Raw genomic sequence first — 13,982 nt, forward strand, 5'->3', positions numbered from 1 at the left:
CTCAGTAGTCGCGATCGATGAGTTCGGGGGGGACCTGCGCCGCGGCGGCCTGGTCGACGAAGAACACGGTACGCCCTCGGCCTTTCGCGCCGGCGGCCGGAACGCTGGTGTAGCTCGCGCCCGCCAGCGCCAGGCCCAGGGCAGGGGCCTTGTCCGGGCCGGCCATGACCATCCAGACCCGCTGCGATGAGTTGATCACCGGGCGGGTCATCGTCAGCCGGATCGCGGGCGGCTTCGGCGAATCCGTCACCGGGACCACCGCGCGATCGACGATCTGGATCTCGGGTCGGTCCGGAAACAGGGACGCGATGTGCCCGTCGGGTCCGACGCCGAGGAAGGTGACGTCGAATCGCGGCCACGCGGAGTCCTCCGAGGCGAATCGTCCCAGTTCCGCCGCGTAGGAGTCTGCCGCCTCCTGCAGCTGCAGGCCGCCGTCGGACGCGGCCATCGCGTGGATGTTGTCGGCGGGGATGTCGATGTGATCCAGCAGCGCGTGCCGCGCCTGGGTCTCGTTCCTGTCCGCTGAGCCCGCGGGGAGGACCCGCTCGTCGCTCCACCAGAAGTGCACCTTCGACCAGGTCACGTCGCCGGCGAGATCCCGTGCGGCGGCGAGGACGCGACCGCCCATCGAACCACCCGTGAGGGAGACATGCGCGATGGCGCCCGCGTCGACGCGCTTGCGGACGCGGTGGATGAAGCGTTCCGCGACCGCCCGCGCGAGCGTGTCGGGATCGGAGGCGATCACGACACGCTTTTCGACGAGGTGCTCAGTCATGCAGACCTTTCGACGGGGCGTCCAGGCGGCTCCACCCTTCGGTGATGACCCGACCGTACAGGACATCGGCATCCAGACGCCGCAACTCCTCGGCGAGGCATTCGCGCAGTGTCCGCCGGGGGAAGGCCAGCTCGTGCGTGGGCTGGCCGGGCTGCGAGAGGATCGCGACGCCGGAATCGGGACGCTCCAGCGTCACGTCACCGCTGGAGCGCACCAGCGTGACGTTCTTGATGCCGTGGGGCCAGTCCTGTGGATCGAGATATCCCCAGTCCACAGGAACGTCGAGGGCGAGGCGGAGCCACGCGGCCAGGAGGGCGGTGGAAGGCGAGTCAGCCGCGCCGCGGACGCGGACGGACGTGACCGGTTCGTAGGGAGGCTGGTCGAGGATCGCCGCGAGCTGTTCGCGCCAGCGCGTCAGCCGAGTCCACGCGAGGTCGGTGTCTCCCGGTGCGTAGTGCTCACCCAGGGAAGACACCCAGCCGGCGGGGTCGGCCTTCGTCGCGGCATCGGTGATGCGGCGCTGGGCGATGCGCCCGATCGAGGTCTCCGACACATCGTCGGGGGTCTGGTTGGGCCACCACACGACCACGGGCGCGTCGGAGAGCAGCAGGCCGGTGACGAGACTTTCGAGGTTCGAGGCGCCGGCCTCGCCGTGTGCGCGCAAGGTCACCACCTCGCTCGCACCCGCGTCTCCGCCGACGCGGATCTGCGCGTCGAGACGCGGCTCCTCGTCGTCGGTCGAGTTGATCATCAACACGATCACGCGCATCGGGTGTTCGCGCGACGCGTCGTTGGCGGCGTCGATGGCTTCTTCCATCGCCGATTCACGGGTCACGATGACCAGGGTCAGCACGCGACCGAGCGCGACCGCGCCGCCTTCCTCGCGGACGTTGACCAGCGCGCGGCTGATCTGGCTGACGGTGGTGTCGGGGAGATCGATGATCACGGGCGCCTCCAGGTGCGGCCATCGCGGGCGAGGAGCTCATCGGCGGACGCCGGGCCCCACGATCCGGGTGCGTACTGCTCGACGGGGCCGCCCTGCGACTCCCAGAACCGTTCGATCGGGTCGAGGATCTTCCAGGAGAGCTCGACCTCTTCGTGGCGGGGGAACAGCGGCGGGTCACCGAGCAGCACGTCGAGGATGAGGCGCTCGTACGCCTCGGGGCTGGCCTCCGTGAAGGCGTGGCCGTAGCCGAAGTCCATGGTGACGTCGCGCACTTGGGCGCCCGCACCGGGGACTTTGGAGCCGAACCGGATCGTGACGCCCTCGTCGGGCTGCACGCGGATCACGAGCGCGTTCTGGCCCTGGCCGGAGGTCTGCGATCGTGTGAACAGCAGTTCGGGCGCACGCTTGAACACGACCGCGATCTCGGTCACACGCCGGCCGAGACGTTTCCCGGTCCGGAGGTAGAACGGCACACCCGCCCAGCGGCGGGTGTTGATCCCGAGCGTGATCGCCGCATACGTCTCGGTGGCGGATTGCGGGTTCATACCGTCTTCTTCGAGGAAGCCGAGAACCTTCTCGCCACCCTGCCACCCGCCCGCATACTGACCGCGTGCGGTGGAGGAGGCGAGGTCGTCGGGCAGCGTCACCGCGGCGAGGACCTTCTCCTTCTCCGCGCGCAGATCCGCGGCGTTGAAGGTGATGGGCTCCTCCATCGCGGTGAGCGCGAGCAGCTGGAGCAGGTGGTTCTGGATCACGTCGCGCGCTGCGCCGATGCCGTCGTAGTAGCCCGCGCGTCCACCCACACCGATGTCCTCGGCCATGGTGATCTGCACGTGGTCGACGTAGTTGCGATTCCAGATCGGCTCGTACAGCTCGTTGGCGAAGCGGAGCGCCAGGATGTTCTGAACCGTCTCCTTACCCAGGTAGTGGTCGATGCGGAAGATCGAATCGGCCGGGAACGCCGAGCGCAGGGCGTCGTTGAGTTCCTGAGCCGATTCCTGGTCGTGGCCGAACGGCTTCTCGATGACGACGCGACGCCAGCGGTCGGGGCGGTCGGCGGTGTCGTCGACCAGGCCCGATTTCTTCAGCTGCTCGGCGACGACCGGGAATGCCTTGGGCGGAATCGACAGGTAGTAGGCGTGGTTGCCCATCGTGCCGCGCTCGACGTCGAGCTTCTCGACGGTCTCACGCAGACGGACGAAGGCGTCGTCGTCGTCGAATTCGCCTGGCACGAAGCGGATGCCCTGCAGCAATTGCTGCCAGGTCTCCTCGCGGAACTCGGTCCGGGCGTGCTTGCGCACCGCCTCGTGGACCACCTCCGCGAAGTCCTGGTCGGCCCAGTCGCGGCGTGCGAAACCGACCAGGGCGAACCCCGGGGGCAGAAGGCCGCGGTTGGCGAGGTCGTACACCGCGGGCATGAGCTTCTTGCGGGACAGGTCTCCCGTCACGCCGAAGATCACCAGAGCGCTGGGGCCCGCGATGCGGTTCAGTCGGCGATCGTCGGGGTCGCGCAGGGGGTTGTGCCCGCGCGAGATCTCCACCGTCATTCGATTGTTCTCCTATTGCGTCGCTTCGAACAGCGACATGACATCGGCCTGAGGGTCGGTCAGGGTCAGAGTGACGACCGGTCGGCCGTGTATCTCGGCGAGGACCGCGGCGTCTCCTGCGGCCTGCGCCCGGATCAGCTGCCCGAAGGTGAACGGGCGTCCCGGGATCTCCAGATCGACCTCGCCCCCCTCCAGGATCTGCAGAAAGACGCCGGCTGCGGGACCCCCCTTGTGGTACTGGCCCGTGGAGTGCAGGAACCGCGGGCCCCAGCCGAAGGTGGTCGGTCGGCCCGAGTCCGCGGCGGCGAGCTCGCGCAGTCCTTCGAGCTGTGCGTATCTGCGGCGGTCGACGTAGGCGTGGATCGCCACATACCCGTTCTCCGGCACGCGTGACCAGAGTTCGTCGAGGACACCCGCGAGTGTTCCCGGCTCGGTCAGAGTCGACTCGCTGGCGCGGACCTCGACACCGTCGACGCAGAACGCAGGCTCGGTCGGGACCGGCCGTGAGTCGAGGAGACCACGCGCGGCGGTCTTGGCCGATTCCACGTCGGGCTGATCGAACGGATCGATCCCCAGCATCCGACCCGCGATCGCGGTGGCGTACTCCCAGACCACGAACTGCGCGCCGAGCGAACCGCTGACGAGCACCTCTCCGTGATGGTGCTCGAAGAGATGGAACGCGGCGGCGTCGTCCACCAGGCGGACCACCTGGAGGTCGTCGGGGCGGGCCTCGAGCTCGGGGGAGACGGTCAGCAACGGCACCGGCAGGATGCCGGTCCCCTGTTTGCCCGTGGATTCTGCGATGAGTTGCTCGATCCACGCGGGCAGGCCCACGATGTGTGTCCCGTCCGAGACGAGCCCGAGCTTGTCACGGCGCCGGTCGCCTCCGGCGATCGCGGCGGCCAGGACCAACGCGGGGTTCCCCGGGTCGTCGATCGCGACCTCGAGCAGCGTGGCCTCCGCCTCGTCGAGCAGTTCCACGATGTCCACGCCGGCCAGTCCCGTGGGGACGAGGCCGAATGCCGTCAGAGCCGAGTAACGACCGCCGACGGTCGGGTCGGCCGTGAACAGCCGGTACCCGGCGTCGCGCGCCGTCATCTCGAGCGGGGACCCCGGGTCGGTCACCACGACGATGCGTTCGGCGGGGTCGATGCCGATGTCGCGGAAGGCCGCCTCGAAAGTCCGCATCGCGGAGTCTGTCTCGAGGGTCGTCCCCGACTTGCTGGAGACGACGAGCACGGTCTGCGCGAGTCCTCCGGCCTCGGCGTCGCCGTCGATGGCGGCCAGGACCTCGCCCGGCGCCGTCGAGTCGAGGATCACCAGGGGGACGCCGGCCGTCTGCGCGATGACCTCGGGCGCGAGCGAGGATCCGCCCATTCCGGCGAGCACGATGCGCGTGGTGCCCCGTGCGAGCAGGTCCTCACGCAGCGCGAGGATCTCCGGGACGAGCGGGCGGGACACGCTCACGGCCTGCACCCACCCGAGCCGCCGGGACGCCTCGGCCTGCGCCGCGGCGCCCCAGAGGCTGTCGTCGCCGGCGGTGATCGCCGACGCGACCAGGCTCGAGACCAGTCCCGGCAACGTCTGTTCGACCACATCCTGCGCGTGGCCGGACAGGTGGAGGTGGAAGCTCACCTCACGCCTCGGCGCCGGCCAGAGCGGACTTGACGGTTTCCTGCAACTCGTGCCACGAGGCGATGAACTTCGCCACGCCCTCATCCTCCAGAACGCGCGTCACATCGGCGAAGTCGACGCCCACAGCCTCCAGCTGGGTGAAGAAGTCGTGCGACTCGGCGTAGGTGCCGGTGACGGTGTCCCCGGTCACGTCGGCGTGGTCGAACGTCGCCTCGAGGGTCTTCTCCGGCATGGTGTTGACCGTGCCCTTCGCGACCAGATCGGTGACGTACAGGGTGTCCGGCAGCGCCGGGTCCTTGACACCGGTGGAGGCCCACAGTGGACGCTGGACGGTCGCGCCCGCGTCCAGGAGCGACTGTGCACGGTCGGAGGCGAAGCGCTTCTGGAACAGCTCGTACGCGAGGCGGGCGTTGGCGAGGCCGGCGCGTGAGGCGAGGGCCTTCGCCGCATCGGTGCCGATCGCGGCGAGGCGCTTGTCGACCTCGCTGTCCACGCGCGAGACGAAGAACGACGCGACCGACTGGATCTGCGAGATGTCGTGACCGGCCGCCTGTGCCTTCTCGACCCCCGCGAGGTAGGCGTCGATGACCTCGTCGTAACGCTCGAGGCTGAAGATCAACGTGACGTTGACGCTGATGCCCGCACCGATGACCTCGGTGATCGCCGGCAGACCGGCCTTTGTGGCGGGGATCTTGATCAGCACGTTCGGGCGGTCGACCTTGGCGGCGAGCTTGCGCGCCTCCGCGATCGTGGCCTCGGTGTCGTGCGCGAGCTCGGGGGAGACCTCGATCGACACGCGACCGTCCACGCCTCCGGTGGCGTCGAACACCGGGCGGAAGACGTCGGACGCGGCCTGCACGTCGTCGGTGGTGATCTCGAAGATGGCCCGCTCGACGTCGGCGCCGTCCTTGGCCAGGATCGCGACCTGACCGTCGTAGGACTCACCCTTGGCGAGCGCGCCGGCGAAGATCGTCGGGTTCGTCGTCACGCCGGTGACGTTGCGGGTGACGATGAGGTCGGCGAGGTTGCCGCTGGTGATGCGCTGCCGGGACAGGTCGTCGAGCCAGATGCTGACGCCCTCTTCGACCAGACGTGCGGTGGGGGTGCTCATGCGTTCTCCTTGATGGTCTCGCGTGCGGCGGCGATGACCGCGTCGGTGGTGATGCCGAAGTTCTCGAACAGTGTCTTGTAGTCGGCGGAGGCGCCGAAGTGCTCGATCGAGACGGATCGGCCACGGTCGCCGACGATGTCGCGCCACGTGAGGGCGAGGCCGGCTTCGACCGACACGCGCGCGGTGACCGTCGCCGGGAGCACGCTTTCTCGGTAGGCCTCGTCCTGCTCGGCGAACCACTCGAGCGACGGTGCGGACACGACCCGCACGCCGACGCCTTCGGCTGCCAGCTGTTCACGGGCCGCGACGGCCAGTTGCACTTCGGAACCGGTGGCGATGATGATCACATCGGGGGTACCTGACGGGGCCTCGGCGAGGACGTAGGCACCCTTGGCGGCGAGGTCCGCGGAGGCGAACGTGTCACCGGTGGCCTCACCTGAGCCGCGCGGGAAGGTGGGGATGTTCTGACGGGTCAGCGCGATCCCCGACGGGCCCGCGTGGCGGCGGAGCATCTCGTGCCACACCACGGCGGTCTCGTTCGCGTCCGCCGGGCGCACCACCGTGAAGTTCGGGATGGCCCGCAGCGTGGCGAGCTGCTCGATCGGCTGGTGGGTGGGACCGTCCTCGCCGAGTGCGACGGAGTCGTGCGTCCACACGAAGATCGACGGGATGTTCATGAGCGCGGCCAGACGCACCGACGGGCGCATGTAATCGCTGAAGATCAGGAACGTGCCACCGAACGCGCGGGTCGGGCCGTGCAGCACGATGCCGTTGACGATCGCCGCCATCGCGTGCTCGCGGATGCCGAAGTGCAGCACGCGTCCCGAGGGGTTGCCGGACCATTCATCGGTCGACCACTTGGTCGGGATGAACGAAGCCGCGTTCTTGATGGTCGTCAGGTTCGACTCCGCGAGGTCGGCCGACCCGCCCCACAGCTCCGGAAGCTGCGCGGCGAGGGCGTTGATGACCTGGCCCGACGCCGCACGGGTGGAGACGTCCTTGCCGGCTTCGAAGACCGGGAGTGACTCGGCGAGGTCGGCGGGCAGCTCGCGTGCGTTGACACGGTCCCACAGCGCCTTGCGCTCGGGGTTCGCCGCAGCCCAGGCGTCGAATCGCTCCTGCCACTGCGCGTGTGCGGCGGCGCCGCGCTCGGCCAGCGAGCGCGTGTGGGAGATGACGTCGTCCGGCACCGCGAACATCTGCTCGGGGTCGAGTCCCATGACCTCTTTGGTGGCCTTCAGCTCGTCGCCGCCCAGCTTCGATCCGTGGATCTTGCCGGTGTTCTGCTTGCCGGGGGCGGGCCAGCCGATGATCGTCTTGAGCACGATGATCGACGGCTTGTTCGTCTCGGCCTTCGCCGCCTCGATCGCGGTGTACAGGGCGGCGACGTCCTCGACGTATTCGCCGGTCTTCTTCCAGTCGACCGTCTGCACGTGCCATCCGTACGACGCGTAGCGCGCCGCGACGTCTTCGGTGAAGGCGACGTTGGTGTCGTCTTCGATCGAGATCTGGTTCGCGTCGTAGAGCACGACGAGGTTGCCGAGCTCCTGGTGGCCCGCGAGCGAGGACGCCTCGCTGGTGACGCCCTCCTGGATGTCACCGTCGGAGGCGATGACGAAGATGTGGTGGTCGAACGGCGACTCACCCGGGGCGGCCTCGGGGTCGAACAGGCCGCGCTCGTAGCGGGCGGCGTAGGCGAATCCGACCGACGACGCCAACCCTTGGCCCAACGGACCGGTGGTGATCTCCACACCGTCCGTGTGGCCGAACTCGGGGTGGCCGGGCGTCTTCGAGCCCCACGTGCGCAACGACTTCAGATCGTCCAGCTCGAGTCCGAACCCGCCGAGGTAGAGCTGGACGTACTGCGTGAGGGAGGAGTGCCCTGCGGAGAGGATGAACCGGTCGCGTCCGGGCCAGTGCACATCGTTCGGGTCGTGGTTCATGACCCGCTGATAGAGCAGGTAGGCCGCGGGAGCGAGGCTCATCGCCGTTCCCGGGTGACCGTTGCCGACCTTCTCGACGGCATCCGCCGCGAGCACGCGCGCGGTGTCCACCGCGCGCCGATCGATCTCTTCCCAACGCAGTTCCGACACAGAGGGCCTTTCTCGAGGGTGCGCTCACACGGAGGGGCCCCCGGATCAGCCGGTGGCGAAGTGGGGGATGGGCGCGTGAGGCGCGCGTGTCTTGCCAGCATAGCGGGGACCTTCCGCGCCGTCACACGAGATCGACGCCATGTGACGGACCCCTCTGCGAGGCATTCCCCGACGGTCGGGACGACGTGGATGCCATAGACTGAGGTGATTGTTCAGGCGGCGATGGCGGGGGAGATGCACACCACGACGACGGCTCAGACCGGCGACCGGCAGACCCGGCAACCCCGATCGATTCGACGGACGATCCTCGCGTACATCGCGCTGACCAAGCCTCGCGTCCTCGAGTTGCTCCTGGTGACCACGGTGCCGGTGATGATCCTGGCGCAGGGCGGCCTGCCCGACCTGTGGCTGGTGCTCGCGACGGTGCTCGGTGGATCCATGAGTGCCGGGTCCGCGGCGGCGTTCAACATGTATCTCGATCGCGACATCGACGCCCACATGCAGCGCACCGAGAACCGACCGCTCGTGACCGGAGAGGTGTCCCCGCGCGGGGCGCTGATGTTCGCCTGGTCGCTCGCGGTCGCGTCGACGGTCTGGCTGCTGGTCACCACCAACGCGCTCGCGGCGGGGCTGTCCGCCGGCGCGATCTTCTTCTACGTCGTGATCTACACGATGCTCCTCAAACGCCGCACCGAACAGAACATCGTCTGGGGTGGGATCGCGGGGTGCTTCCCGGTGCTGATCGGCTGGACGGCCGTCACCGGATCGCTCGCCTGGCCTCCGGTGATCCTGTTCGTCCTGGTCTTCCTGTGGACGCCGCCGCACTACTGGCCGCTGTCGATGAAGTACAAGGACGAGTACGACGACGTCGATGTCCCCATGCTGGGCGCTACCCGCAACGGCTCCCAGGTGGGCCTGCAGATCATCCTGTACGCGTGGGCGACCGTGGTGTGCTCGTTGCTGCTGATCCCGGTGGCCCCGATGGGTCTCGTCTACACCGCGTCCGCGCTGGTGTTCGGTGGATGGTTCATCTACGAGTCGCACGTGCTCTACAACCGCGCCGTGCGCGGGACCGAGCCCAAACCGATGCGCGTCTTCCACGCGTCGATCACGTACCTGACTCTGCTGTTCGTCGCGATCGCCGTCGACCCGCTGCTGCCCTTCTGAGTCGCAGCGGGCCGCGCGCTCAGTCCGCGCGGACGGGGTCGCGATCGGAGTTCGTCGGCTCCGCGTCGACGATCTCGTCGTCCGTCGGCGCTTCGACGGGCGTGGCGTCGTCTTCGAGTTCGGAGTCGGGGTCGGCCCGGGGCGGTTCGATGACCTCCGGTGCCGTGACGGGACGCAGAGTCGCTGCCGTGGCGACGGCGAGCGTCAGCAGGAAACCGAGGACCCCGGCCCCGATCAGGACGGCGCCGACGACGGCCGTGGACTGGCCGACGTAGACGTCGACACCGGTCGCGGAGCCGTCGAGCAGGGTGGTGGTCATCGAATCCAGCGTGCCGGTCACCATGCTCGCGCCGTAGCCGGCGACTCCGGCGGAACCGGCCAGGAGGATCCAGAAGGGGATGCTGCGCACGAGGCGGGGGCGGGTGGTCATAGTCGTGTTCGCTCCTCACGCACGGCCCGGTCGGCCGTGACTTCGGACACGATTCCCGCGGCGCCCGTGTGCCCGCTATGCGGACCCTCGGCTCGCGATGGGCGAATCCGATGATTCCCCTATGAGCGACCCTTCGCGCCGACCGACAGCGACTGGTGCATCACGACCGCGGTCATCGCGGCGACGAGCACGACGGCGAGCACCATGTGGATGTTCACCAGGGCGATCGGCAGTCCGCTGCGGGCCTGCCAGAGCCCGACGGTGATCTGTGCCGCCTCGGTCAGCAGCAACAGACCGGTCCACAGGGGGAGGCGCAGTGCTGCCGGCGCGCGGAAGGCCAGCACGAAGATCGCCACCGACAGGGCGAGCGTCACGTACGCCGGCCACGAGTGGACGTGCTGCATGATCTCGGAATCCAACCCGTTCCGGGCAGCACCGCCGTCGCCCGCGTGCGGTCCCGAGCCGGTTACCAGGATGCCCACGACCACGGTGATGAGCACCCCGAGTGCGGTGAGGGACACCAGCGCGCGATAAGAGCGGGGAACGGCCATCCGGCGCGGGCCCGGCTCGGCATAGACCCGAACCACGAGTGCCGCGGACAGGGCCACCAGCAGGACCGAGGCGAAGTAGTGCAGGCCCACCACGTAGGGGTTCAGGTTCGTCAGCACGGTGATGCCGCCGATGACGGCTTGCACCGGGACGTAGAGTCCGATCGCGAGGGCGAGCCAGAACAGGTCGGGACGCCGGCGGCGCATCCGCACGACGAACAGGAAGGTGATGATCGCGACGGCGACCAGGACGAACGTGAGCAGACGGTTGCCGAACTCGATCACGCCGTGGATGCCCATCTCCTCGGTCGCGACGAACGAGTCCTCCGTGCACCGCGGCCAGGTCGGGCAGCCCAGCCCCGATCCGGTCAGGCGCACCAGGCCGCCGGTGGCCACGATCCCGATCTGGACGACGAGGGTGGCCCACGCCGCTGCCACGACGCGCCCGTCGACGTGGTCGGGAAGCGACCGGATGACGCGACCCCAGACTCCGCGGTGGGGCGGGGAGGCGGGGGCGTCATCGACGGGGGAGAGGGGGCTGGGCATGCGCGACCTTCCGGGTCCAACGCATCGGCTCTCGCTCGGCGCGACCGTCGGTGAACCCTGTAGAATCGAGTGGTTCGGGATGCGACGCTGTCGCGTTTCGCATCACTGACAGTCTAGGCGCGCGAACGAGCGCCTGTGATCGGGCCCACCCAGCGGCATCCGCCTTCGAAACTCCCGGAGGGTCTGGAATGCCGGCGCGGATGACACCGTTGTGGCCCAAGAGAGGAGTTGAGCCATGTCGGATGTGCTTATCGACCGTCCCGAGCTCGAGAGCCTGGGGGTGTACGAATTCGGATGGCACGACCGCGATGTCGCCGGCGCGAGCGCCAAACGCGGTCTTACCGAGGCCGTCGTGCGAGACATCTCGCGCCTGAAGAACGAACCCGAGTGGATGCTCAAGACCCGCCTCAAGGGTCACCAGCTGTTCGAGCGCAAACCGATGCCGACGTGGGGTGCTGACCTTTCGGACATCGACTTCGAGAACATCAAGTACTTCGTCCGCTCCACCGAGAAGCAGGCGCAGTCCTGGGAGGACCTCCCCGAGGACATCAAGAACACGTACGAGAAGCTCGGCATCCCCGAGGCCGAGCGCGCGCGCCTGGTCGCCGGTGTCGCCGCCCAGTACGAGTCCGAGGTCGTCTACCACCAGATCCAGGAGGATCTGGAGCGGCAGGGCGTCATCTTCATGGACACCGACACCGCGCTGCGGGAGCACCCCGAGTTCTTCGAGGAGTACTTCGGCACGGTGATCCCCGCCGGTGACAACAAGTTCGCGGCACTGAACACCGCGGTGTGGTCCGGCGGCTCGTTCGTGTACGTGCCCAAGGGCGTCCACGTCGAGATCCCGCTGCAGGCCTACTTCCGGATCAACACCGAGAACATGGGTCAGTTCGAGCGCACGCTGATCATCGCCGACGAGGATTCCTACGTCCACTACATCGAGGGTTGCACCGCGCCGATCTACAAGAGCGACTCGTTGCACTCCGCCGTGGTGGAGATCATCGTGAAGAAGAACGCCCGTGTGCGCTACACCACGATCCAGAACTGGTCGAACAACGTCTACAACCTCGTGACCAAGCGCGCGGTGGCGCACGAGGGCGCGACCATGGAGTGGGTCGACGGCAACATCGGGTCGAAGGTCACCATGAAGTACCCGTCGATCTTCCTGATGGGCGAGCACGCCAAGGGCGAGACCCTCTCGGTCGCGTTCGCCGGCCCCGGTCAGCACCAGGACGCCGGCGCCAAGATGATCCACATGGCGCCGCACACGCAGTCGTCCATCGTGTCGAAATCGATCGCGCGCGGCGGTGGTCGCGCCGGCTACCGCGGCGAGGTGCGGGTCGATGAGAACGCCCACCACTCGGCGAACACGGTGCGCTGCGACGCGCTGCTGGTCGACACGATCTCGCGCTCGGACACCTACCCGGCCATCGACATCCGCGTCGACGACGTGCAGCTCGGACACGAGGCGACGGTGTCGAAGGTGAGCGAGGAGCAGCTGTTCTATCTGCAGTCGCGCGGGCTCGAGGAGGATGAGGCGATGGCGATGATCGTGCGTGGCTTCATCGAGCCGATCGCCCGCGAACTGCCCATGGAGTACGCCATGGAACTCAACAAGCTCATCGAGATGGGCATGGAAGGATCCGTCGGCTAGATGACGACCACCACACAGGCACCCACGACGGTGCCCGGATCAGTGCCGCATTCGGACGGGGCGGGCTCCTTCGTGCCCGTGCAGACGCGTTCGGAGCGTCCCACGTCCTACGACCCTGCCGACTTCCCGCGTCCGACGGGACGCGAAGTCAACTGGCGCCATTCTCCGCTGGCGCGGCTGGCGCCGCTGTTCGTCGACGAGGAGACCGAGACCGGCGACCTCGCCGTCGAATACGACGTCGACGCCGTCGCCGCCCATCTGGTCGAGTCCTCCGATCCTGACCACGCCCCCCGGGGTGAGGTCTTCCGTCCCGAGGATCTGATCAGCGCCACGGCGTGGAAGCGCTGCCCCCACGCACTGCACGTGCGCATCGCCGCAGACGAGGAGCACGACGAGCCGTTCGTCATCTCGCTGCGCGGTACCGGCGCCGAGCGTCACGCGAACGGTCACATCGTCCTCGAGGCCGCGCCCAACTCCCGCGCGACGGTGGTCCTGGACCACAGCGGCTCGGCGCAGTACGCGCAGAACGTCGAGATCATCGTGCGCGACGGCGCGCGGCTGAAGGTCGTCAGCGTGCAGCGGTGGGAGGACGACGCGGTGCACGCCGCCTCGCACCAGGCGCGCGTGGACAAGGACGCACAGCTCACGCATGTCGTGGTGACCTTCGGCGGTTCGGTCGTGCGGGTCAATCCGTCCGTCCGGCTCGCCGGATCCGGCGCCGAGGGGCGGCTGTACGGACTGTCCTTCGCCGACTCCGGGCAGCACCTCGAGAGTCAGGTCTACCTGCACCACGAAGGCCCGCACACCACCGGCGACGTGCTGTACAAGGGTGCGCTGCAGGGTGCGTCGGCGCGGAGCGTGTGGATCGGCGACGTCCTCATCGGTTCCGACGCGGTCGGGACGGACTCGTACGAGGCCAACCGCAATCTGGTGCTCACCGAAGGCGCGCGCGCCGACTCGATCCCGAATCTCGAGATCGAGACCGGTGACATCCAGGGCGCCGGACACGCCAGCGCGACCGGACGCTTCGACGACGAGCAGCTTTTCTACCTGCAGGCTCGCGGGATCGCCGAGGAGGAGGCGCGTCGCCTCGTCGTGATCGGCTTCCTCGCCGAGATCGTCCAGCGCATCGGCATCCCCGACCTCGAAGCCCAGCTGACGGCGGCCATCGAACGAGAACTCGAGGACGGTGCCGCGTGAGCGCGCAGCGGGCCTGCTCACTGAGTGAGCTCGAGCAGGACACGGCGCATCTGGTCGAGTTGGACGGGGTCCCCATCTCCGTCGTGCTCGACAGTGAGGGCGTGGTCCACGCGATCGGTGACACGTGCACGCACGGCGACATCTCCCTGTCGGAGGGCTTCGTCGACGGCGACACGCTGGAATGCTGGGCTCACGGCTCGGCGTTCTCGCTGACCACCGGCAAGCCCCAGAACCTTCCGGCCTACGAACCGGTCCCCGTCTACGTCGTGGAGATCCACGGCGATGACGTCATGATCGATCCGGCCGTGACCAAAGAAGTGAAGTGAGAAG

Annotated in this window: 12 protein-coding genes; 4 read left to right on the forward strand and 8 right to left on the reverse strand. The window is 68.3% G+C overall.

Annotated elements, in window-relative coordinates:
• Position 1 precedes the first annotated feature (1 nt).
• The 6 genes from pgl to tkt are packed head-to-tail and all read right to left on the reverse strand — an operon-like array spanning position 2 to position 8,107.
• A complete protein-coding gene (gene pgl, locus ABD204_RS10315) occupies positions 2-775 on the reverse strand; it encodes a 6-phosphogluconolactonase (RefSeq protein ID WP_194424946.1) in 774 nt (257 codons plus the stop codon).
• Positions 768-1,721 (reverse strand): glucose-6-phosphate dehydrogenase assembly protein OpcA, encoded by a 954-nt coding sequence (locus ABD204_RS10320; protein ID WP_194424945.1) that lies wholly within the window; start codon positions 1,719-1,721, stop codon positions 768-770. Before ABD204_RS10320 ends, pgl begins: the two co-directional genes overlap by 8 nt.
• Positions 1,718-3,268: a glucose-6-phosphate dehydrogenase gene (zwf, locus tag ABD204_RS10325; protein ID WP_194424944.1), complete on the reverse strand. Its 1,551-nt coding sequence runs from the start codon at positions 3,266-3,268 to the stop codon at positions 1,718-1,720. Before zwf ends, ABD204_RS10320 begins: the two co-directional genes overlap by 4 nt.
• 12 nt (positions 3,269-3,280) lie before the next feature.
• Positions 3,281-4,903 (reverse strand): glucose-6-phosphate isomerase, encoded by a 1,623-nt coding sequence (locus ABD204_RS10330; protein WP_194424943.1) that lies wholly within the window; start codon positions 4,901-4,903, stop codon positions 3,281-3,283.
• Between the two features lies 1 nt (position 4,904).
• Positions 4,905-6,014 (reverse strand): transaldolase, encoded by a 1,110-nt coding sequence (gene tal / locus ABD204_RS10335; RefSeq protein WP_194424942.1) that lies wholly within the window; start codon positions 6,012-6,014, stop codon positions 4,905-4,907.
• Complete coding sequence (tkt, locus tag ABD204_RS10340) at positions 6,011-8,107, reverse strand: transketolase (RefSeq protein ID WP_194424941.1); 2,097 nt, start codon at positions 8,105-8,107, stop codon at positions 6,011-6,013. The genes tal and tkt overlap by 4 nt, the downstream gene beginning before the upstream one ends.
• Positions 8,108-8,341: 234 nt before the next feature.
• On the opposite strand from tkt, the gene ABD204_RS10345 reads away from it, so the two are divergent.
• Positions 8,342-9,274: a heme o synthase gene (locus ABD204_RS10345; RefSeq protein ID WP_194425037.1), complete on the forward strand. Its 933-nt coding sequence runs from the start codon at positions 8,342-8,344 to the stop codon at positions 9,272-9,274.
• 19 nt (positions 9,275-9,293) lie between these two features.
• Here the strand turns inward: ABD204_RS10345 and ABD204_RS10350 are convergent, their stop codons facing one another.
• Together ABD204_RS10350 and ABD204_RS10355 are read right to left on the reverse strand one after the other, a co-directional pair.
• On the reverse strand, positions 9,294-9,704 hold the full coding sequence (locus ABD204_RS10350) for a dinucleotide-utilizing enzyme (RefSeq protein ID WP_194424940.1): 411 nt from the start codon (positions 9,702-9,704) through the stop codon (positions 9,294-9,296).
• Positions 9,705-9,823: 119 nt separating this feature from the next.
• On the reverse strand, positions 9,824-10,798 hold the full coding sequence (locus ABD204_RS10355) for a COX15/CtaA family protein (protein WP_194424939.1): 975 nt from the start codon (positions 10,796-10,798) through the stop codon (positions 9,824-9,826).
• A gap of 235 nt (positions 10,799-11,033) precedes the next feature.
• On the opposite strand from ABD204_RS10355, the gene sufB reads away from it, so the two are divergent.
• From sufB to ABD204_RS10370, 3 genes are read left to right on the forward strand one after another with little or no spacing between them, the layout of a single operon-like run.
• Positions 11,034-12,452 carry a Fe-S cluster assembly protein SufB gene (gene sufB, locus ABD204_RS10360; protein ID WP_194424938.1) on the forward strand — a complete coding sequence of 473 codons (1,419 nt, stop codon included), beginning with the start codon at positions 11,034-11,036 and terminating at the stop codon, positions 12,450-12,452.
• Positions 12,453-13,652: a Fe-S cluster assembly protein SufD gene (sufD, locus tag ABD204_RS10365; RefSeq protein WP_194424937.1), complete on the forward strand. Its 1,200-nt coding sequence runs from the start codon at positions 12,453-12,455 to the stop codon at positions 13,650-13,652.
• Positions 13,649-13,978, forward strand: a complete 330-nt coding sequence (locus ABD204_RS10370; RefSeq protein WP_194424936.1) for a non-heme iron oxygenase ferredoxin subunit — start codon at positions 13,649-13,651, stop codon at positions 13,976-13,978. Before sufD ends, ABD204_RS10370 begins: the two co-directional genes overlap by 4 nt.
• Positions 13,979-13,982 lie beyond the last annotated feature (4 nt).

The sequence above is a fragment of the Microbacterium aquimaris genome, from assembly GCF_039531285.1.
Lineage (GTDB): Bacteria > Actinomycetota > Actinomycetes > Actinomycetales > Microbacteriaceae > Microbacterium > Microbacterium aquimaris.

Bases quoted from the DNA above. Each gene is read 5' to 3' on its own strand.
- pgl (WP_194424946.1), bottom strand. From the start codon at position 775: ATGACTGAGCACCTCGTCGAAAAGCGTGTCGTGATCGCCTCCGATCCC.
- zwf (WP_194424944.1), bottom strand. From the start codon at position 3,268: ATGACGGTGGAGATCTCGCGCGGGCACAACCCCCTGCGCGACCCCGAC.
- tal (WP_194424942.1), bottom strand. From the start codon at position 6,014: ATGAGCACCCCCACCGCACGTCTGGTCGAAGAGGGCGTCAGCATCTGG.
- ABD204_RS10345 (WP_194425037.1), top strand. From the start codon at position 8,342: ATGCACACCACGACGACGGCTCAGACCGGCGACCGGCAGACCCGGCAA.
- ABD204_RS10350 (WP_194424940.1), bottom strand. From the start codon at position 9,704: ATGACCACCCGCCCCCGCCTCGTGCGCAGCATCCCCTTCTGGATCCTC.
- ABD204_RS10355 (WP_194424939.1), bottom strand. From the start codon at position 10,798: ATGCCCAGCCCCCTCTCCCCCGTCGATGACGCCCCCGCCTCCCCGCCC.
- sufB (WP_194424938.1), top strand. From the start codon at position 11,034: ATGTCGGATGTGCTTATCGACCGTCCCGAGCTCGAGAGCCTGGGGGTG.
- sufD (WP_194424937.1), top strand. From the start codon at position 12,453: ATGACGACCACCACACAGGCACCCACGACGGTGCCCGGATCAGTGCCG.